Consider the following 19,696-nt stretch of genomic DNA (forward strand, 5'->3'; position numbering starts at 1 on the left):
AGCCAAGCGCTATTTAAATGAAGAAATTTTACAGGCTCTATTCATTAAAACACTATTTATAGGCGTTCTGAAACATAAGTAAGAATCGAACTCAGCTTGTACTTAAGAAGTTTATTGAGTACAAAATTATTGCTTCAAAAAAGTGCCTGGAAAAACTATCTACACCTGCTTTCTGTATTCGATTGGCGTTACTCCCGTCCACCTTTTAAAGGCTCTATTAAATGCACTTTGTTCGGAAAAACCCACCTGAAAGGCCACTTCGCCTATTGACTGCGGAGTGTTTTTTAATAAGGTTTGGGAAGTAGATTTCTGAATATCTTGTAAAAAAGCTCGAAAGGTCAGCCCTCTCTTCGAAAGTCTTCGGTTTAAAGTCCTTGTACTCATCCCTAAGTGATCTGCAGCTTGAACAACACTCGGCACTCCGCTTGGCAATGCATCCTTCAAAAGCTGATGAAGGTCTTTAAGCATTTGATCTGAATTAGTTTGAATGTTAGATAATTCTTCATTCATTCTTTCCGTTAAAAAATGATTAATACTTCTATCCGCTTTAACAGTGGGCATATTTAAATCCTCAGCCTTAAAGACTATGAGGTTCGATTTGTCTTCCGAATAAACTGGGCATTCAAAGTACTCTTTCAAAGAGCCTAAAGAGCTAACCTTATGCTTAAAATGCACTGAAACAGGACGTATTTCCTTATCAGTTACTTCATTTAAAATTTTATTAAACACAACAAACCCTACTTCATTACCTATTTCATGGCCTTTTCGGCTAGTATCTCTGACAAGCTTTAGCACGGTAAGATTATCTCTATCTGAAATCTCCAGTGATCCCTGGTCTGTAATTAAAGTCATAAATCGCAAAGTACGGTCAAGTACTTCCCGAGCCTTCCAACAAGTTTTCCAGGATAAGCCTAAAGTACCATAATCGTCAGCTGTCATTTGTGTACCTTGCATGACACTAAAATTGTCATCAAGATTATCAAAACACCACTCATATAAGTCATATAAAAGGCTGGCTGGAATGTATTTTGCATTGCTCTGTATTTCTCGGCTTTCTTCATGCCGTTTTATGATTTCATATGGGTCTCCCTGCGCTTCAGCTAAATTCCTTGCTTTTTTATAAATGCTGTAACTAACAAAATACATCTTGTGCTATCCATTAAACACAACAATAATACAATATTTTCACCTAATATTAACTTGAAAATGTGCTTAAATGTTAAGGTATGTAAGACTCCAGACCTTTAAACTGGACGACATCTATGTTCGTACTTATTAAAAGTTCCCTGAATTTCTATCTAGCTAATTTCTTAGATTTTGCGATATAGTATCCAATGAAAACGACTGAGTGTTCTTGTGATACGTATTCTAGGATTCTTACTTGAAGAGGGCCACTGACTCCTTTTAATGGCTCAATTATCTTATCAATTAAATCAAAATTTGAAATAGCACTTTTACCATAATGATATTTTATTAATTAATTGAGTGCCTTTATTACGTTATGGAGTTAATAGGCTAAATCAAAATATCCTTTCTCATTTACGGCAACAATCACCATTTAGTCTATTTTTATCGGGCAAATTTGTCTCTCCATCTAAGGCTTTAGTTCCTTCATCTAAACCTACTTTTCTATCTAAACTTATAATTCTACATTAGATATAGTAAAATATCAACTAAAACCTATAAGATCATGCCTGTAAAACATACCCTTACCAAAGAAATACATAAAGAAACAAAAAGTGGAACCACTGGATGTAGTACTAGTATTAAAGAATATCCTAGCCAATGGGTGTACACAAGAAACAAAATAACTTGTGAGAAGAGTGGTTGTAGAAATTAGATTTTTACTATAATATGGAATAGAGACAAATCAAAGTTTGTAGACGGCTGAACTTATATGAGTATAGTCGTCTTTTTTAATTTTAACCAATTGCAATTTCAAGCTTGCCATCTACAAAGTATTCTCTTAGATTCTTTTGTATCTTGTAAAGTAGTTTTTACTACTTTTGCTTTGCAAGCATTTAAACCTCTGGAATACATATAATTTTGAACAATTTTCCGCTACAATGACAATACTGTAAGCATATAATATTTATATTCGGTTTCTTGATTTTAAAAATCTATTCTACTTATAATCAAGTTATATAAGTCTATTTATAAGTAGTAAATCATTAAAAGACAGTTGAAGATGGATAAAGTACTATGCATAGGATTAGATATTGCTTGGTTTGGAGGTTCCAAAAATAATAAGGCTTCGAAATATGATTGTTTGGTGTCACTCATTCATGATCCAAAAGCAAACTCTGTCCAATTTAACGAACCAATAAGGGTCTCACTTCATGATAAAGACTCGAATAAAGATAGAGATCCTACTGCACAATTGTTATCAAAATCAATCGATGAATTGCTTGAGGACCATTCAGATTGCTCCAAAGTAATATTTGCTATTGATGCTCCTTTACAGACAACTGAAAACGAATTAGGAGAAAGGAAAGCAAGAGTCACAAAAGGATCCATTAAAAGAAGGGCATGCGAAAACCATCTTAGTAAAAAGAGAAAGTGCACCGATAAAGGCCAAAAGGATATCGCTGGCTGGATGTTTAGAATACAAGCAGGCGCACCCCTTGCACCAAGAGTTAAAAATCTTCTGACACATTTAGAATCAGTTGGCTTCTCTATTTGGGACGAGCAGCATAGCAATTCAGACAAGTTGGTAATTGAGTGCTTTCCCGCGGAGGTAATTTGGTTTACAAAGCGCTCCGGAGGTTACAAGGATAAGAAGAGCGCACAGGTAAAAGCTTATAAAAAAAAGGAAAAGGAACCGCTTTCGGAAGAAGAAGTCAAAGACAAGGTACATCATGTATTGGCTGATGTAGCTCCTTTTAGCGGAATAGGGAATTCATGGAATAAGGTAGTAGACAACACGATTGATTGGATGATTAAGGATAAGGCATGGAAGACGGATAAAGGCTTTCGGTCAGGTAAAATGTTAGACGATGTTGTAGATTCCTGTCTCTGTTTGGCTTCAGCTGTTAGTTATTCGGCCAATAACTTTCATGTTTGGCAGGACCCAGAAAAAAAATCCGATGGCCATATTATTGGTCCTGGTAAGTTAAACTCCTTGGCTAAGCAAATCTAAATTCAACTTTGATCAAGCATATGAGGGCATTTTGAGTCGTTGGTATCAAATTCTAAGAAATTCATTCTTAACACAACTGGTTATTTCATCAATAGTTTTTGAAGTAGTTTTGCTCAAAACGAGATGAACATGAAAAAAGATGACCCCTTTTTAGACTATGCAGATGAATGGAAAAATCAAGCCTCATTTGGCAGTATTAGTATTATCACCTATGAAGAACCCTATCTTCCTGATTATGCGAATAGGATTAAACATGAGATAGATATTAAATGTCATGGGCTAAACAAAGAAGAATTTGATCTATGGCTTTCAACCAAGAAAGGGACGAAAACCGCAATAATCTAATTATTAGACACTTACCAAATCCATGTTTAAAATTTCTTCAAGATTAAAAGTAGATTTGTTGTTATTCATTTTTTCAAAATCATATTCCCCATGCATATTAATATGCTGCCAAGTCATAATAGAACTCTTCTCAACAATATTTAATATGGATTCACGCTCTTTATTATCAGTAATTTTTGTCAATTGATCTGATATATTTAGATAATTCCAAAGAACAATAGCATTTTGTATAAGGTGCCTACAACTAACTGCAATTTCTTGCTCTTCTTTAGTATCTACTCTGAATTCTTGGTTATTTCCAAAGAAAATGGCGCGTGCAAATTGATGTGATTGTTCTACTCTATTAAGTTGCTTTTCTATCCCTTGCCTTAATGGAGTTTCATTAAGATATCGTAATATAAATATAGTTTTGTATATTCTACCGAACTCTTTTAGGGCTTTATAAAGTGGGTGTTGTTTTGAGTATGAACTTAACCTTCTGAATAATTTGGAAGCTGTGGTTTCACTAAGTTTTATGGAGCAAATTAATCTTAACACATTATCCCATTGTTCATTCAATAGAAACTCATCAATGTGCATACTTTTAGATGGAAGAATTTTGAAGTCTTTTACCTCATAATATTTTCTTCTTTTGTCCTTAAATGTATACAGTAATTGATCTTTATAATTCTTAATCCTTGGGGCAAAAAAGATTCCTAAAGCATTTGCAACACCAAATACAATCTCACTATAGCCATGGGTATCGGTTGAATGAATCTTACTTTCAATTTCCTCATTATGCATTAGTCCATCTATAACATAAGCTGCCTCCCTTTCAGATGCACTGATAACTGTATCATAAAATAACCTACTCTGTTCATCTATAAAGCTATATGCAGAAACTCCTTTACCCGTTCCAAAATATTTGAAAGAATAAGTAGCATGTAAAGAAGGTACTGCTACATTGAATTTTTGACCATCACTGGATGTATGTAATTTGTTTTTGTCCTTAATGAATATTTTTGGAAGTGATAATTGATTTGTTAGAGTTATTATCCTTCGATTGGACTCTTCAATATTTTGTTTGCTAAGGTACCATCTAACAGCATATTCTAACTTGTCAGGTCCAATCCCCTTTGATATTTTTCCCATTTTCCTAACACCAATATTGCAACCAATAGCAATTATAGCAGCTAGAAACAATTCATTAGATGGTGGTTTTTTTGCACCCTTGCGGCTATAGTGATGAAAACACGAAATAAAATCAGATAAATCGTCTATATCAGAGAGTACTGTTATAAGTGGCAAGAAATCTTCCTTACCCAAAATATCGATAATCTTGTCAGATTGAATTTCCTCAAGTCTAGGAGTAGTAACCCTCGGCCGTCCATCTCTAGAGAATTTCACATGCTCATTATGCTCTAAATTTAAATTTGTTTCTTCAAATTGTTGATGTAATTGCTCTTTAAGTTTAGGTATAAATTTGTCAAAATCAGACATGGAATTTAAGTTTGCCCTTTCTAGCAAATGATCCCTTTCTCTTTCCCACCGATCAGAAGAAATTAAATATTCATCTAATGATTTATATTTATCAGAAAACTTTAAATTTAATGTACCAGCTTTTAGGTGTTCAGCAATTTCCCTAAAAAGTAGCGCTTTATAAACTTGTGAATCGAAACTACCGTCTTCTGCCCATATCCACTTAATTTCATTTTTTTTAATGAATTTTATTGGAGACTTTTGAGTTATTTTTCCCTTACGACCTTGATAATATTGTATAGCCTCAATGATATTAACGTCTGAGGTTTGCGGATTAAATTCAATTACTAATAGTATACCAGAGACTCTATTATTAATTTTTCTAAACCCTTTTGATAGCTGACTAAAATACATCTGATCCTTCATATGAGCAGTTCTAGAATTCTCAAGAACTTTAAGCTTTTCTAAAAGCACTTCATGAAAATTTTCTTTGCTCATTGATAACAAATCTGTAATAAGTATTATCTTTTGCCTATCCGGATAGTTGTGAGCGAAGATTATTTCCTTTACTTGTTCAAGCTGTTTTTTTGACGAGCTAACTATATCCTTGATTTGTTTGACTTGTTCTTGCTTTGCGGGTATCTTATTAATAAAATCTGCTGCTACAAGCTTTTGAGTCTCATTCAAAAAACGTTTTGTGGCTTGTAAAAAAGTGTCTATGAACAGATCTTGCCTAATACGGTATTGATAAACGATAAAAGCTATTAAATAGAGATGCTTTTTAGAAAGATCTCTTATACTATCAAATTGAATATGTTCTGCTTTTATTATCCAAACCGCATAATAATTAAGTAGCTCATTGGAAATTATGGTCGAATCCAATATTAATGAAAACTCGTTATGCAAATCGCGAATAATTTCGAATTGATTTAAACTTTCTCTAATTTTTCTGGGCGTTGTAGCCTGTTTTGGTTTTTTTAGTTCAGTTATTAGATAGGGGTTTTGAGCCGATACTTCATTATCACTAGCCGGCATCGAGATTAACTGATCAAGAATATTCTTTTGTACTATGGTTAATTGATTTTCTACTTTTGTTGATAAATCTTGTTCAAAAGAATTTAGTGAATTAGTTAATGTTTCAGCGAAGACATAATAAGTAGGTATTTCTATTTTCTTATCATTTAGTACTGTTATAAGGGTATGGAATATTTCTCTAGGCCTAAGCGAAGTTTTAACTAGCTCATAAGCTTCATCTACAAAAAACGATCTAAATTTCTTAAAGGATTGATAACCATACTGCTCAAGAATGCTTTTTTGATGTAACCTATATGTCGCTTCTTTATAATTTTTTAGATTTCTAATTGAATCATTCTTAATTACAAGATTGACCACAAATTTAATATCCTGATCAACAAATTTATTAATAGGGAAAAATTTATGGTGAGCAAGGAAATATCCCCTTTGCAATACGTATCCAACCTTGGTAATAGGCTTGCGAAACATATCATCATCCTGATCTAGATTATCAAAGTTGAAAAATTCTTTACGCTCATCGTCAGTGAATTGTGCAGGTGAATCAAAAGCTTTAATTTCGGTATCTTTTAATAATTTTATTCTAGGCATGGTAGATTAGAGTTACCCGTTTGAATTGTTATCTAGTTGGAATGTACAAAAGATTTATGATATAGATCTGATTTGAATTCTAATAGTTAAGGAATCAATAATTATGAGTTATCTATTATTAGAATTTTTACTTTCGAAATTGTATTTGGAGAACACCTACATAATTTTTGAATCTCCCTCGATGAATAGCCTTTCTTGAGGTATTTAATTATGTCTTCATGTTTAGCTAGAAAGTTTTCGTGTGTTTCTTTTGAACCTATCTTTCTTCCAGTAGTAAAACCTTTGGCTTTCCTGGACCTAATCCCTGATTTGATTCTGTAACTCATTTGTTCACTTTCAAGCCTTGCCAAGTCAGCCATAATCGTAACTATCAATCTTGTAAAGACCTCACCCATTTCATTGTCAGTATTAATGGTTGTTCCAATATTATGAATATATAATGCTACTCCAGTAGTTTTTAAATGCTCTATCAAATTAAGAACTTCGTGTGTGTTTCTACCAAGTCTGGAAACTTCTGATACCATAACACACTTTACATTGTTATCGAATATGTATTTTAGTGACTTTTGTAAGCCTGGTCGCTTTTCTATGGGTACAGAAAAGCCTGAAATTTTTTCTGAGAAAACTTTCACCACTTCAAACCTTTCAACCTCTTTCATATCATTGAGCTGCCGGGCTGTGGATTGGTCTTTAGTCGAAACCCTAGTGTAAATTATTGACTTCATGTTACAATTTAAGCATTAGCTAAAATAATAACTATTATTAATGAAATATTCAAGGGTGGCAAAAGATACTATCATATTTGGTAACAATGTTTAAATGATAACAATCTCTACAAATTTTCAGACTTTACTTTTGCAATACCCTTGCATTGAATTAATTCGTATATTTGCAGAAGTGAAAATTACATGCTACATATTGAGCTTTTACTTCATGGCCTTGACAGGGGTAGCCTGTGCGGATACTGTACCGCAGCGGGATACTTCAGAAAACATCTCGGTAGTTAATACTGCTGATAATAATCATGACCATGACTCCAATCGGGGTTGGGACGGTTGTTCCCCGCTCTGCGTATGCCATTGTTGCCACGTACATTTTTTATCAGCAGCAGGGATTGATTTTACGCACCTGTTGAAACTACCTGCGGTTCATACTGCTTATATTCAGGATTTCAGCAGCATTGAAATCTCTGGTTTTCTCAAGCCTCCAATGTCTTGATTTTCCGGGTTTAGCAGGATCAGTATGTCTGACCGATAAAGTCTCTTATTAAGATTTAAGGTCTTTAATCATACTGATAAATTGCTAAATATCTCTTACGTGCCTTTTTTCAAAGGCATCCCTTTATTCATGTTCAATTCTATTTGTAAAGCTTGAAAAAACTGAATAAAAACAAAACGAAAAAAAGGAAAAAGAGAAGAAAGAAAATCACTACTAAAAAGATTCTAAAGTGGTTTTTTATTGTGCTAATGTGCCTGATTCTTCTAATAGGGATTGTGGCACGTTTCCATCACTTCTTCTCAGTACACGCAAAATAATACATGCAATATGATCAATAAAATCATTTCTTTTTCAATAAGGAATAAATTCATCGTGGGCTTGCTCACGCTGGCGCTCATAGGGGTGGGGATCTACTCCATGTCCACAATCAATCTGGGTTCAGTACCTGATATAACAAATAACCAGGTACAGGTAATGACTGTGTCTCAAAACCTTGCCACAGAAGATATAGAACAGTTCGTCACCTACCCGGTGGAATTAGCCATGGGGAATCTGCCGGGCGTTACAGAAATTCGTTCCGTATCCCGTTTTGGGTTATCTGTAGTTACCATCGTATTTGAAGACGAAATGGGGATATACAAACCCCGGCAATTGGTACAGGAAAAGCTTAATGAGGTCAGGGATAAAATCCCCGAGAAATTTGGTAGTCCGTCTATGGGGCCTATAACCACTGGACTAGGAGAAATTTACCAATATACCATCAAGCCCAAGCCAGGATATGATACTGTTTATACTCCCACAGAACTACGTACAATTCAGGATTGGATTGTAAAACGTCAGATGACTTTGGTGGATGGCGTGGTAGATGTCAATGCCTTCGGGGGTAAAATAAAGCAATATGAGATCGCTATCAATCCTGAAAAACTTAACGCACTGAATGTATCCATCTCTGAGGTCTTTGAGGCCCTTCAGCGCAATAATGTAAATACAGGAGGTGCTTATATAGAGAAGAACAACATGGCCAATTTCATCCGTGGAGAAGGTCTTGTGCGTTCGCTTGACGACATCCGGGAAATAGTAGTACGGAATGAAAACAACATTCCTGTCACCATTGGTGATGTAGCAGAGAAAGTACATTTCGGAAGTCAGGTTCGTTATGGAGCATTCACCCAGGATGGGCAGGAAGCTGTTGGTGGTATGGTGCTGATGCTCAAAGGATCAAACCCTAATTCTGTGATCCAGAATGTGCAGGAGCGCATGAAAAAAGTGCAGAAGTCTTTACCGGAAGGCTTGGAAATAAAACCATTTCTTGATCGTAGTTCCCTGATTGAAAGAACTACCAGTACCGTAAAAACAAATCTTTTGGAAGGGGCCCTCATTGTGATATTCGCCCTGGTAATATTGTTGGGAAGTGTTCGTGGGGGTATTATTACTGCTACCACTATTCCACTTTCCCTATTATTTGCCTTCATACTCATGAAGCAATTCAATGTATGGGCCAACCTGATGAGCCTTGGTGCTATAGACTTTGGAATTATTATAGATGGTGCGGTGATCATCATTGAGGGTACGGTCTATGAAATACAGAAACGGATCCGATCAGGGAAAATTAAGTTTAACCAAGGTGTGATGGATGAGGTGGCTTATGATGCCGGCAGTACTATGATGGGCTCTGCATTTTTTGGACAGATTATAATTCTTATTGTATTTGCACCTATTTTATTTCTTACTGGGGTTGAAGGTAAAATGTTCCAGCCCATGGCCTACACATTTGGATTTGCCATGATTGGTGCCATTTTCTTATGTCTGACTTATGTTCCGATGATGTCGGCATTATTCATGAAACCTATCCAAAACAAGAAAAACTGGTTTGGGAAGTTTGAACGCTGGCTGGAAAAGGTAAGTGATAAAATTATAGATGGCATTCAATGGGCTTATGTGCCATTGCTAAAAGGTGCCTTAAAGTTCAAGACCCTTGTAATCATTGTGGCTATTGTATTACTCGGGCTGTCAGGGTTCATTTTTTCACGTATGGGAGGAGAATTTGTCCCGCAGTTGGATGAAGGGGATTTAGCTATGCAGGCATTGATTCGGCCGGGAAGCGGATTGAGTGAAGCCATTGATGTTTCTACCAAAATTGAAACCCTCCTGCTGGACAATTTTCCAGAAATTAAAACTGCTGTAGCGAGAATAGGCGTGGCCGATATTCCTACCGACCCTATGCCCATGGACATTGCCGATATGTTCATCATTCTGGAAAAGGATATGGATAAATGGACTTCCGTAGAGACTAAAGAAGAGCTGATAGCTGAAATCAAAACATTGCTTGAACGGGAACTTACTGGTGTAAATCTGGTATTCAGCCAGCCGGTCGAGCTACGGTTCAATGAGCTTTTGACTGGGGTAAGAGAAGATGTGGCCGTCAAACTCTATGGTGAAGATTTGGATGTGCTTTCTCAAAAAGCGGAGGAAATGGCTGAAATTATTCAAACTATCTCTGGAGTAGGTGATGTAAACCCTGAGCGTACTTCCGGCTTGCCGCAAATGACCGTTCGTTATAACCGCAAAAAGATTGCTCAATATGGATTGGACATTCAAAAGCTGAACGAATATGTGAGTGCAGCTTTTGCCGGTGGAGTAGCCGGGGTGATTTTTGAAGGAGAAAAGCGATTTGATATGGTCATTCGCTTTGATGAAAAACATCGCAGAAGTATTGACGACTTGCGTACCTTGTACATTGACTTGCCCGATGGCACACAAGTACCTATTAAAGAAGTAGCGGATATCAACTATGTGCCGGGACCGATGCAGATTTCCCGCGACAATACTTTCCGCAGGACCTACGTGGGTGTTAATACCAGAGGTCGTGATGTAGAGTCTGTTGTAACGGATATACAGGAAAAACTGGATGCGGAATTGGATTTACCACCGGGCTACTACATTACTTATGGTGGTGAATTTGAAAACCTGCAAAGGGCGAAGGGACGATTAATGATCGTAGTGCCAATAGCCCTCTTTCTGATTTTTGTGTTGCTTTATTTTGCCCTGCAGTCATTCTCTCAGTCTATTATGATCTATATGGCGATTCCCCTGGCAGCTATTGGGGGCGTAATTGCGCTTTGGATGCGAGACATGCCCTTTAGCATATCAGCTGGTGTGGGCTTTATTGTGCTTTTCGGGGTGGCTGTATTGAACGGGCTGGTCTTGATCAATCGCTTTAATTCATTGAAAGAAGAAGGCGTAACCAGCATTCGCGAAAGAATTCTAACAGGAACTAAAGAACGAATCAGGCCCATTATGCTGACAGCCACAACAGATATATTTGGGTTCTTACCCATGGCATTTTCAGCTTCCGCTGGAGCAGAAGTGCAGCGACCATTGGCCACCGTGGTGATTGGCGGAATGCTTACAGCGACTTTGCTGACGTTGGTCGTTCTCCCAGTGCTATACACTCTTGTAGAAGGAAGAAATGATAGAAGAAAAAGCCTGAAAGCACCGAATGCCAATGTGATCATCATATTGATTATTTGTGGTGGATTGTTTGGTTTACCGGCTGTGGCAAATGCACAACAGCAAGAACAAGAGAAAGACAGCCTTTCAACGATTACATTAGAACAAGCAAGAAAGCGCGCAGTAGAAAATTATCCTAAAATTCAATCGGCACGTTTGGAAATTGAAAGCCAACAGGCCTTAAAGAAAACAGCATGGGACTTTGGTAATACCCAGGTATTTACCGGAAAAGAGGAAGTGGGTAACGGCTCGGATGGAGTTTACACCCAGATAGGCATACAACAACAAAATATTGATGTTTTTGGAATAGCACCCCGGTTGAAATTGCAAAAAGAACGGGTGGCGTTAGCCGAATCTGCCCTTGACCTTTCCGTGATAGAGCTGGAAAGGGAAGTGAGCCAAGCTTGGGCGATGGTGTATGCCACCAAAAACAACTACCAGGTGTATGAGCAGTTGGATTCGATTTTTACCGATATTGAAAGAGCCGCACGAATTCGTTTGGAAACTGAAGCTACTTCTAAACTGGAATACCTGGCTACCTCCAATCAGGCCAATCAGGTACAGATACAAAAAGAGCAGGCTTATCGGGATTACCTCAGTGCCTTGCAGCGGCTCAACTTGTGGTTTGCCAATGATACCCTCTTTACGGTACCGGATGTTCCAGCTACCCAACTGGATGAACCGCTAAATTATGTGGCTGATTCTTTGATGAACCACCCGTTGCTGAATATATCAAAACAGCGTGTAGATGTAGCGGACGCCACCATAAAAGAGAGGCGTTCACAGTTTTTACCTCAATTGCAAGGGCAGTATGGTCGGCAGCAGATAGCCGGACAATCCGGTTTTTATCAATACCAGGTAGGGATAAGGATTCCTCTGTTTTTCGGGCCAGAACTCGGGCGGACACAGTCGGCCAAAATCCAGCGGGATATAGCCGGACAAAACCTTCGACAAAACCAGTTGGAATTGAATGCGGCCTATCAGGGAATGAAAGAACAATACCTGAAGTGGCTTAACTCATGGAACTACTACCGGGATGAAGCACTACCATTGGCCCAAGAGCAAAGGGACGGAGCTATTTTGGCTTATCGGGAAGGAGCTATTGATTATGTGACCTTCCTGCAAAACATCAGGGATGCCATTCGCATAGAGGTAGACTCCTGGAATGCCTTTGGCAGTTACCTGGACAGTCGCTACCAACTGGAGTACTACTTAAAAACAACAAACTAATGATGGAATTGAAAGTCAATAATAAAGTCAGACAAATAATAGAAGAAATGAAAAAGCAAATTATATATATAGTAGCACTGGTACTGATGGTATCATTATTTACGGGTTGCGGCAACAAGTCGGCTGATAACTCAGGTGAAGCTTCTCACGAAGAACACAGTGAGGGCGAGGCTGGGCACGAAGGTGAAGAAGGACATGGAGACGAAGAAGGCGAGCATAATGAAGAAGGGATGGCCGAGCTCCATCTTTCTGACATGAAATTTGCAAGTTTGGGGATTAAGGTAGATACACTGCCCATCCGGGCGCTCTCCGGAGTGGTTGAGGCCAACGGCCAGTTAGAAGTTCCTCCTCAGCATGAGGCGACCGTTACGGCTATTCTGGGAGCCAATGTTACTTCCATCAAAGTGATAGAAGGAGATCAGGTGAGCAAAGGGCAGGTATTGGCCTATCTCTCTCACCCCAACCTGACCAGGTTACAGACTGACTATGTACGGGCTTATAGCCAACTACAGTTTCTGGAAAAAGAAAACCAACGGCAAAAAAGGCTCTATGAAGCAGAGGTAGGTTCCGGAAAAACTTATCAGCAAATACAGGCGGACTACCAGGCCATGAAAGGAGAGGTGAAAGGCTATGAAGCCCAATTGAAGCAGCTAAGTCTGAATGTGAAAAAAGTACAGAGTGGTGATATCTATCAGTATGTACCGGTGGTTAGTCCAATTGATGGATACATTGAAAAAGTAGAGGTTCAGGTTGGTCAATATGTAGACCCTCAGACCGAGATGTTTATGATTGTCAATACCGACCATATTCATGCCGACCTGATGGTGTTTGAAAAGGATGTTCACAAAGTGAAAAAAGGACAAAAGTTGTCTTTTACTGTGGAATCTGTTCCGGGAAATACGTTGACTGCCAAAATTTATTCAGTAGGAAAACAATTTGAACAAAATCCAAAAGCGGTGCATGTGCATGCAGAGATAGATCAAAAGGAAGATTTTCTGATCCCGGGGATGTATATCAATGGTAAAATACGTACCGGAAATAATCCGGTAAAAGCTTTACCAGAAAGCGCCATTATAGAAGAAGAAGGCAAGCCTTATATTTTTATGGCAGAAGCGCATGAAGAAGATGGAAAGACCGAATGGGCATTTAAAGCAGTGGAAGTGCGAACAGGCATGACAGAAGATGGATGGGTAGAGATTAAATTATTAGAACCCCTTCCTAACGGCACCCAAGTCGCATGGAACAACGCCTATTACCTGATTTCTGAAATGAAGAAAAGCCAGACTTCTCATGGTCATTAAGTAAATAGGTTCATGGCAGTTGACATCTTAATTTGTCACTGCCATGAGCTTTAATAATGTTTAAAGCATGACTTATTAAACCATTTTAAATGTATATGAAATTGAAATTTATATTTCTACTTATAGCTTTGTTAAATCTTAATGCACTGACTGGATGGACACAAAATTCCACTGTTCAAAGTATAGTGGAAAAGGTCGAATTAGATTCTTTGACTTTTTTCGTTAAACAGTTGTCAGGAGAGGAAAAAGTTTTTATAAATGGCGTGGCAGACACTATATATTCTCGACATATCGATCAAGATGGCAATGAAAAAGCATTTCAATTTATCAAACAAAAATTGTTTTCTTATGGTCATGAAATAGACTCACAGCAGTTCAGTACAAATGGTAAAAATTTATTTGGAATTAAAACGGGAACAGTTTTTCCGGATAGAAAACTAATAATTGGTGCTCATTATGATAATCGTCCCGCCATAAATATTGCACCTGGCGCTGATGATAATGCAAGTGGAGCTGCGGCTGTAATAGAAGCGGCTAGAATATTTTCAAGATACGATTTCCCCTTCACTATCGTCTTCGCTTTTTGGGATGAAGAAGAACAGGGCTTAATCGGTAGTAAGGCTTACACATCTTTCGCTGCTGCTAATGGTGATTCAATTATTGGCTACATAAATTTAGATATGCTGGGGTGGGATGGAAATGAGGATTTTGTGGCCGACCTCCATACAAGACCGATTGCAGGTTCTATTCAACTAGCTGAAAAAGCATCAGAAGTAAATTCACGCTATTCTGTCGGCTTGAACTTGAATTTTGTAAATCCTGGAATAGGAGCAACTGATCATGCGGCTTTTTGGAGTAATGGATTTACGGCTATTGGTATAAATGAAGAGTATAGTAATGACTTTAATCCTTTTTATCACTCTCCCGCAGATTCGCTGGGGCAGTTTAATCTTCAATTTTATGAAAAATGCACTAAACTAGCAATAGCTACTTTGGCTGAGTGTGCACTAGATCGTAATCTAGTATTAAGTGCAAAAGAACAACCCTTTGCCAAAGAAATGTTTAAAGTCTATCCTAATCCGGTTGGCCATTATTTAACAATCAAGAAAGTAACTCAAGGTTTAAATGAGTATGAGGTAAAGGTATATAATGAAATGGGACAATTCATTCAAATGAGTTCGTCCAATGAAAATATTAATATTAATGTTTCTAGTTATCCTACAGGAACTTACATTTTGCGTATCAGTTCCATAAAAGGACATCCATTAGAAACTAAGACTTGGATTAAATTATAAATAAAAAATTATGAAAGAAGTAAAAGCATTTATAAAACCGAAAAAAGTACAAATAGTTGTTGACTCCCTGCGTGATGCAGGTTTTGAAAGTGTAACGCTATCCAAAGGTGAAGGAACCGGGGCGCACCGACAAAAAGATGCTTCCCCTTCATTAGATTTTCATTTTACCGATAGCCCGATAGTTAAGCTGGAGCTGGTCTGCCAAAATGAAGAAATGGACAAAGCCGTGCAATTAATATGCGCCAAAGCCAAAACGCCAGAACCTGGCGATGGGATTATTTATGTATCTGAAATAGACGATGCGTATAGAATTAAGACCGGAAAGTCTATCAAAAGATTTGATATGAAGTGAAAAATTATGGAGTCACCAATTGAAAAAATGCAGCAATTAGCCAGGGAACGTGGCGGACTTTGTTTATCAGATTTATATATCAACAGCAAGTCCAAATTGTGGTGGCAATGTGCAAAAGGTCATCAATGGCAGGCCACCCCTTTTAGTGTGAAAATACGAAAAAGCTGGTGTCCTGTATGTGCTAACAACGTTCCCCACGGGATTGAGAAAATGCAGTCCATGGCTCATGCAAAAGGAGGTATATGTCTTTCTAAAGAGTACATAAACTCCAAAACACCGCTCATGTGGCGATGTAAAAACGGTCACCGTTTCCAGGCTACCGCTGATAGTGTGATTCAGGGGAGTTGGTGTCCGAAATGTAGGGATAATTTGAAAAATTAAAATTGATATTATTATGAAAGCTATAAAAGTCTTAGTTCCCTTGATCACCGCATTTATGCTGTTTCAGGGATGTGCTATTGTGCGACCGGGAGAGGTAGGTGTAGATGTGCATTTTGGCAAGGTGAAACCAACGGTAATGAAACCGGGCCCTCATCATTTTATGGGGTTTATCGGGCGGAAAATAGAACGTTTTGATACGCGGATTGTCAACTACTCCCGGGAACTCAATTTCCATACAGAAGAAGGAATAGAGGTAAGCTCTGAAATAACCATATTATACCATATCGTTCCTGATTCGGTCATTCGCATTTATCAGGATTTTGGTGCCGGTTATCAGGAAACGGTCATTGAGGATAATTTGATTACCATCCTTCGGCAAACGGGACTTGATTATAAGGCCACTCAGTTGATTACCGAACGAAATACGATTGAAAATACCATTAAAGAAAAAATGAATAAGGTAATCGGAGAATATGGTTTTGCCATGGATCTCGTAATGCTTAAAGAAGTCGATTTGCCACAGGCAGTGGTGGAAACCATCGAAGCTCAGCTCAATGCAGACGAGACAGCCAAGAAGACAAAAATCGAGAATGAAATAAAAAGGAATCAGTTGGATTTTGAGCTGGAGAAACAAAAGAAAGAAAAGGAGATGGCCATCATTACAGAGCGTATGCAAATCAATTTCAACATTGAGAAGCAGAAGAAAGAGGCTGAAAGGTTATTGATAGAGGCCGATGCAATAAAAAAGCAGCAGGCCATCATCAACGCCACTCTGAATGACCGGCTCATCAAATATAAGAGCCTGGAAATCACCAGGGATCTGGTCGGCTCTAAGAACACCAAAGTAATTGTAACCGATGGCAAATCACCGGTAATTGTAAATGACAATTAAATAAATGTTTAACCCTAAAACCTACAGTTATGATGTATGATTGGTATTTCGGAGGAATGCACTGGATCTGGTGGATCTTGTGGCTTATCCTTCTATTCTGGATTTTCTTAATTCCATACCCTACTCCCGGACAAAACAGACGAAAGGATAAGGCCATGGAAGCCCTGAGAGAGCGATATGCCCGGGGCGAGATATCCGATGAGGAATTTGAACAAAAGAGGAAAGTCCTTCAGGATAAGAAGAAGTAATTATAAAGCCACAGGTGTATCCCAAGCGAGGTGACACCTGTGGTTTATAAAAGGATATTATAAAATGAAAAAACGGAAAGTACTTGCTTATATACTTATTGGATTAGCCTTTGGACTATTTGTGATACAGCCCCTGGCTATTTCACTTCACATGTATGACATGGAGGGAGATAATGGCAACTGGTGGAAATACCTGCTTGCTTCATATCAGCAGGAAGTTAGTTCATGGGATTTAGATCAGGCCATCATCAAATTGCTATTCGGGTTACTGGGCATTGCCCTGGCACTGATGTTTATGGTCAGGCAAAAAATATTTCAGCTTACCACGAAAAGGAATAAGCTAGAGGAGATCAAGGAGTTGATTGCGGCAGGAGAAAACCAGCAAGTAGAATTCAAATCTACCTTAAGGTGGGACTTGAGGCAGTTTAAGCCAAATAAGGCTTTAGAAGACGTAGTAGCAAAAACCATTGCCGGATTTATGAATACCCAAGGTGGGCACCTATTCATAGGTATTGATGATGATGGTGAACCACTGGGTCTAATCGAGGACTACCGTTGTTTAAAAAAACCGGGAAGAGATGGTTTTGAGCAGTATATAATGCAACTGGTCTCCACCAAATTAGGGACAAATTATTGCGCTCTGGTAGGTGTGTCTTTTTACCAAATAGAAGGGCTTGATGTTTGTCATCTTGAAATTAAAGTTGCAGGTACTCCAGTATATATGCATAAAGATGACCGGTCTCATTTTTACATTCGCACAGGGAATGGCACCCGAGAGCTTGATATACCAGAAGCGCTCAACTATATCGAAGAAAACTTAAATAGTCGTTAACCATGAAAATTATATTTATTACACTGCTATTTTTTGCGCAAACATGGGTGGCTGTTGGGCAATCCCTTTACCGGACTACCGAGGGGCATATCGTGATGGTGGCCGAAATAAATAATGAACGGATAATTGCTGAAAGCCATAAGCTGTTTCTTTTTTTGGATTATAATACCAAAGAAATTTCAGGAAAGCTAGAACTAAAAACCATAGATACCGGTATTGGTTATTTAAATGAGCAGATAAGCAATGCTGATGGTGAAGAGCTTATAATCTCCTTTTCAGGTTTTATCCCTGTAGAGGATTTTATAAGTAAGCCACATGCTCCGATTTCGTTTAACTGGCCTTTAAAAGTAACGGCAGGTGAAAGTACATTTCAGATTGTTCTTTCTGGCAACTTGAAACACTTTAACGGAGGTGAAGCCATAGCCTGTATGCTAAGCGCTACCGGAGAGGTTTCTACAACTGAGGTTGGTCTGAAATCCATGTTGCCGGAAATAAGCGAAATACTAAAGATCCAGTTTACACAGGTGATACTTAGAAAAAATGAGTTATGAGCGTTATAAAAGAACTAGAAGAAAACCTATTGCAACACAAAATAAAACCTACAGCCATGCGGCTGCTTGTGCTAGAGTACTTGTTGGACCACGAGATAGCAGTAAGTCTTACTGATCTATACAGGGACTTTGTGAAATCTGACAGAACTACCATCTATAGAACGCTAAAGGCGTTTGAGGATAATGGACTGGTACACAGTATTGATGATGGTACCGGAGTGCCTAAATATGCACTTTGTTCAGATGCCTGTGATGTAGGTAAGCATGATGATGCCCATATTCATTTTCATTGTGACAAATGTGGAAAGACCTATTGTCTTCCAAAGTTCAGTATTCCACATTTTGAATTGCCTGAGAGTTTCAGCAAAAATGAAGTAAATCTGGTGGTGAAAGGTATCTGTCCGGATTGTAAGTAATAATTAAGAATATGCTCTTAAATAAAAGAATATCCATACTTGACTTTATCAAAACCATTAAGGTTGATATAGTACTTATCTCCTCGTATGCGGTTGTGGTAGGCATTTTCGATCAATACGGATTTCTTGACAAAATTTCGGTTCCTATTGGCGTCACTGCCGTTTTTGGTACCGCGGTAGCCTTGCTGTTGGGTTTTCGAACCAATCAAGCCTATGAACGGTGGTGGGAAGCCCGTATTATTTGGGGTGCTATTGTTAACGATTCCCGAACACTGGTTAGACAATGTGTTTCATTTTTCAAAAGGAGCAACGGGCAGTACGATACCTTGGTCAATGAAATGGCCAATCGTCAGATCATTTGGTGCTATGCGCTCGGAGAATCACTAAGAAAACTACCTTTTTCCCACAGGGTCATTAAATATAAAGAATCCAATAAGACCGAAGCATTTAATATTCCAAATGCTTTATTGTCAGAACATTCTGAAACTTTGCTAAAGGCAAAAGAAAAAGGTATGGTGAATGATTTTCAGCAGGTGCAAATCGATAGCACCATCGCCAGATTATGTGATTCTATGGGCAAGTGCGAACGCATAAAAAACACGGTTTTCCCCAAAGCACACAGCCTGTTGATCCATACCATTATTTATGTCTTTGCTACTATGCTGCCATTCGGTTTAACTGATGAATACCTAATTGTAGAAATAGGCCTGACTATTGGTATACCGATCATTTTTATTGCCATCGAAAAAACCTCCATTCTCATGCAGGATCCTTTTGAGAACCAGCCTTTGGACACGCCCATGACAGACCTGGCGGAAACGATAGAAATAAACATCAGGCAAATGATTGGAGAAACGGATGTTCCTGAAAAGAAAAAACCGACAGACTATTATGTTTTATAACAC

General features: G+C 38.2%; 17 protein-coding genes. 14 read left to right on the forward strand and 3 right to left on the reverse strand.

The features are described from left to right. Positions 1 to 159: 159 nt before the first annotated feature. On the reverse strand, positions 160 to 1,146 hold the full coding sequence (locus B9Y84_RS03055) for an AraC family transcriptional regulator (RefSeq protein ID WP_085515619.1): 987 nt from the start codon (positions 1,144 to 1,146) through the stop codon (positions 160 to 162). A 1,042-nt stretch (positions 1,147 to 2,188) separates the two neighbouring features. On the opposite strand from B9Y84_RS03055, the gene B9Y84_RS03060 reads away from it, so the two are divergent. Both B9Y84_RS03060 and B9Y84_RS03065 read left to right on the forward strand, forming a co-directional pair. Beyond that, complete coding sequence (locus tag B9Y84_RS03060; protein ID WP_085515620.1) at positions 2,189 to 3,139, forward strand: DUF429 domain-containing protein; 951 nt, start codon at positions 2,189 to 2,191, stop codon at positions 3,137 to 3,139. Between the two features lie 129 nt (positions 3,140 to 3,268). Next, the gene (locus B9Y84_RS03065) at positions 3,269 to 3,484 is read left to right on the forward strand and encodes a hypothetical protein (protein ID WP_085515621.1); all 216 of its coding nucleotides are present in this window, start codon (positions 3,269 to 3,271) and stop codon (positions 3,482 to 3,484) included. Positions 3,485 to 3,487: 3 nt separating this feature from the next. Here B9Y84_RS03065 and B9Y84_RS03070 read toward each other — a convergent pair whose 3' ends face one another. Both B9Y84_RS03070 and B9Y84_RS03075 read right to left on the reverse strand, forming a co-directional pair. Then, entirely contained in the window at positions 3,488 to 6,565 is a 3,078-nt protein-coding gene (locus tag B9Y84_RS03070; RefSeq protein WP_085515622.1) for a Tn3 family transposase, read from the reverse strand. 101 nt (positions 6,566 to 6,666) lie between these two features. Further along, positions 6,667 to 7,290 (reverse strand): recombinase family protein, encoded by a 624-nt coding sequence (locus B9Y84_RS03075; protein WP_085515623.1) that lies wholly within the window; start codon positions 7,288 to 7,290, stop codon positions 6,667 to 6,669. A 94-nt stretch (positions 7,291 to 7,384) separates the two neighbouring features. Here B9Y84_RS03075 and B9Y84_RS03080 point away from each other — a divergent pair, with 94 nt between their 5' ends. The 12 genes from B9Y84_RS03080 to B9Y84_RS03135 all read left to right on the forward strand — a co-directional run bounded on the left by B9Y84_RS03080 (position 7,385) and on the right by B9Y84_RS03135 (position 19,693). Then, the gene (locus tag B9Y84_RS03080; RefSeq protein ID WP_245830810.1) at positions 7,385 to 7,783 is read left to right on the forward strand and encodes a DUF6660 family protein; all 399 of its coding nucleotides are present in this window, start codon (positions 7,385 to 7,387) and stop codon (positions 7,781 to 7,783) included. 327 nt (positions 7,784 to 8,110) lie between these two features. Further along, entirely contained in the window at positions 8,111 to 12,523 is a 4,413-nt protein-coding gene (locus B9Y84_RS03085; protein WP_085515624.1) for a CusA/CzcA family heavy metal efflux RND transporter, read from the forward strand. Further along, entirely contained in the window at positions 12,523 to 13,824 is a 1,302-nt protein-coding gene (locus B9Y84_RS03090) for an efflux RND transporter periplasmic adaptor subunit (RefSeq protein WP_245830811.1), read from the forward strand. Before B9Y84_RS03085 ends, B9Y84_RS03090 begins: the two co-directional genes overlap by 1 nt. A gap of 95 nt (positions 13,825 to 13,919) precedes the next feature. Further along, a complete protein-coding gene (locus tag B9Y84_RS03095) occupies positions 13,920 to 15,119 on the forward strand; it encodes a M20/M25/M40 family metallo-hydrolase (RefSeq protein WP_176223690.1) in 1,200 nt (399 codons plus the stop codon). 10 nt (positions 15,120 to 15,129) lie between these two features. Continuing rightward, complete coding sequence (locus B9Y84_RS03100; protein ID WP_085515626.1) at positions 15,130 to 15,471, forward strand: P-II family nitrogen regulator; 342 nt, start codon at positions 15,130 to 15,132, stop codon at positions 15,469 to 15,471. 27 nt (positions 15,472 to 15,498) lie between these two features. Continuing rightward, positions 15,499 to 15,852 (forward strand): zinc-ribbon domain-containing protein, encoded by a 354-nt coding sequence (locus B9Y84_RS21020; protein ID WP_394334684.1) that lies wholly within the window; start codon positions 15,499 to 15,501, stop codon positions 15,850 to 15,852. A gap of 13 nt (positions 15,853 to 15,865) precedes the next feature. Continuing rightward, positions 15,866 to 16,744 (forward strand): SPFH domain-containing protein, encoded by an 879-nt coding sequence (locus tag B9Y84_RS03110; RefSeq protein ID WP_085515628.1) that lies wholly within the window; start codon positions 15,866 to 15,868, stop codon positions 16,742 to 16,744. A 29-nt stretch (positions 16,745 to 16,773) separates the two neighbouring features. Next, positions 16,774 to 16,992, forward strand: a complete 219-nt coding sequence (locus B9Y84_RS03115) for an SHOCT domain-containing protein (protein ID WP_014022494.1) — start codon at positions 16,774 to 16,776, stop codon at positions 16,990 to 16,992. Positions 16,993 to 17,056: 64 nt separating this feature from the next. After that, the gene (locus tag B9Y84_RS03120) at positions 17,057 to 17,824 is read left to right on the forward strand and encodes an AlbA family DNA-binding domain-containing protein (protein ID WP_085515629.1); all 768 of its coding nucleotides are present in this window, start codon (positions 17,057 to 17,059) and stop codon (positions 17,822 to 17,824) included. A 2-nt stretch (positions 17,825 to 17,826) separates the two neighbouring features. After that, positions 17,827 to 18,375, forward strand: a complete 549-nt coding sequence (locus tag B9Y84_RS03125) for a hypothetical protein (protein ID WP_085515630.1) — start codon at positions 17,827 to 17,829, stop codon at positions 18,373 to 18,375. Then, a complete protein-coding gene (locus tag B9Y84_RS03130; protein WP_085515631.1) occupies positions 18,372 to 18,791 on the forward strand; it encodes a Fur family transcriptional regulator in 420 nt (139 codons plus the stop codon). Before B9Y84_RS03125 ends, B9Y84_RS03130 begins: the two co-directional genes overlap by 4 nt. Before the next feature lie 11 nt (positions 18,792 to 18,802). Then, complete coding sequence (locus B9Y84_RS03135) at positions 18,803 to 19,693, forward strand: bestrophin family protein (RefSeq protein ID WP_085515632.1); 891 nt, start codon at positions 18,803 to 18,805, stop codon at positions 19,691 to 19,693. Positions 19,694 to 19,696 lie beyond the last annotated feature (3 nt).

Source organism: Marivirga sericea, assembly GCF_900177665.1.
GTDB classification, from domain to species: domain Bacteria; phylum Bacteroidota; class Bacteroidia; order Cytophagales; family Cyclobacteriaceae; genus Marivirga; species Marivirga sericea.

Excerpts from the sequence above, each read along its gene's own strand:
- B9Y84_RS03090 (WP_245830811.1), top strand. The coding sequence starts at position 12,523 with ATGATGGAATTGAAAGTCAATAATAAAGTCAGACAAATAATAGAAGAA.
- B9Y84_RS03080 (WP_245830810.1), top strand. The coding sequence starts at position 7,385 with ATGATAACAATCTCTACAAATTTTCAGACTTTACTTTTGCAATACCCT.
- B9Y84_RS03095 (WP_176223690.1), top strand. The coding sequence starts at position 13,920 with ATGAAATTGAAATTTATATTTCTACTTATAGCTTTGTTAAATCTTAAT.
- B9Y84_RS03115 (WP_014022494.1), top strand. The coding sequence starts at position 16,774 with ATGATGTATGATTGGTATTTCGGAGGAATGCACTGGATCTGGTGGATC.
- B9Y84_RS03085 (WP_085515624.1), top strand. The coding sequence starts at position 8,111 with ATGATCAATAAAATCATTTCTTTTTCAATAAGGAATAAATTCATCGTG.
- B9Y84_RS03110 (WP_085515628.1), top strand. The coding sequence starts at position 15,866 with ATGAAAGCTATAAAAGTCTTAGTTCCCTTGATCACCGCATTTATGCTG.
- B9Y84_RS03060 (WP_085515620.1), top strand. The coding sequence starts at position 2,189 with ATGGATAAAGTACTATGCATAGGATTAGATATTGCTTGGTTTGGAGGT.
- B9Y84_RS21020 (WP_394334684.1), top strand. The coding sequence starts at position 15,499 with ATGCAGCAATTAGCCAGGGAACGTGGCGGACTTTGTTTATCAGATTTA.
- B9Y84_RS03125 (WP_085515630.1), top strand. The coding sequence starts at position 17,827 with ATGAAAATTATATTTATTACACTGCTATTTTTTGCGCAAACATGGGTG.
- B9Y84_RS03100 (WP_085515626.1), top strand. The coding sequence starts at position 15,130 with ATGAAAGAAGTAAAAGCATTTATAAAACCGAAAAAAGTACAAATAGTT.
- B9Y84_RS03130 (WP_085515631.1), top strand. The coding sequence starts at position 18,372 with ATGAGCGTTATAAAAGAACTAGAAGAAAACCTATTGCAACACAAAATA.
- B9Y84_RS03065 (WP_085515621.1), top strand. The coding sequence starts at position 3,269 with ATGAAAAAAGATGACCCCTTTTTAGACTATGCAGATGAATGGAAAAAT.
- B9Y84_RS03120 (WP_085515629.1), top strand. The coding sequence starts at position 17,057 with ATGAAAAAACGGAAAGTACTTGCTTATATACTTATTGGATTAGCCTTT.
- B9Y84_RS03055 (WP_085515619.1), bottom strand. The coding sequence starts at position 1,146 with ATGTATTTTGTTAGTTACAGCATTTATAAAAAAGCAAGGAATTTAGCT.
- B9Y84_RS03070 (WP_085515622.1), bottom strand. The coding sequence starts at position 6,565 with ATGCCTAGAATAAAATTATTAAAAGATACCGAAATTAAAGCTTTTGAT.
- B9Y84_RS03075 (WP_085515623.1), bottom strand. The coding sequence starts at position 7,290 with ATGAAGTCAATAATTTACACTAGGGTTTCGACTAAAGACCAATCCACA.
- B9Y84_RS03135 (WP_085515632.1), top strand. The coding sequence starts at position 18,803 with ATGCTCTTAAATAAAAGAATATCCATACTTGACTTTATCAAAACCATT.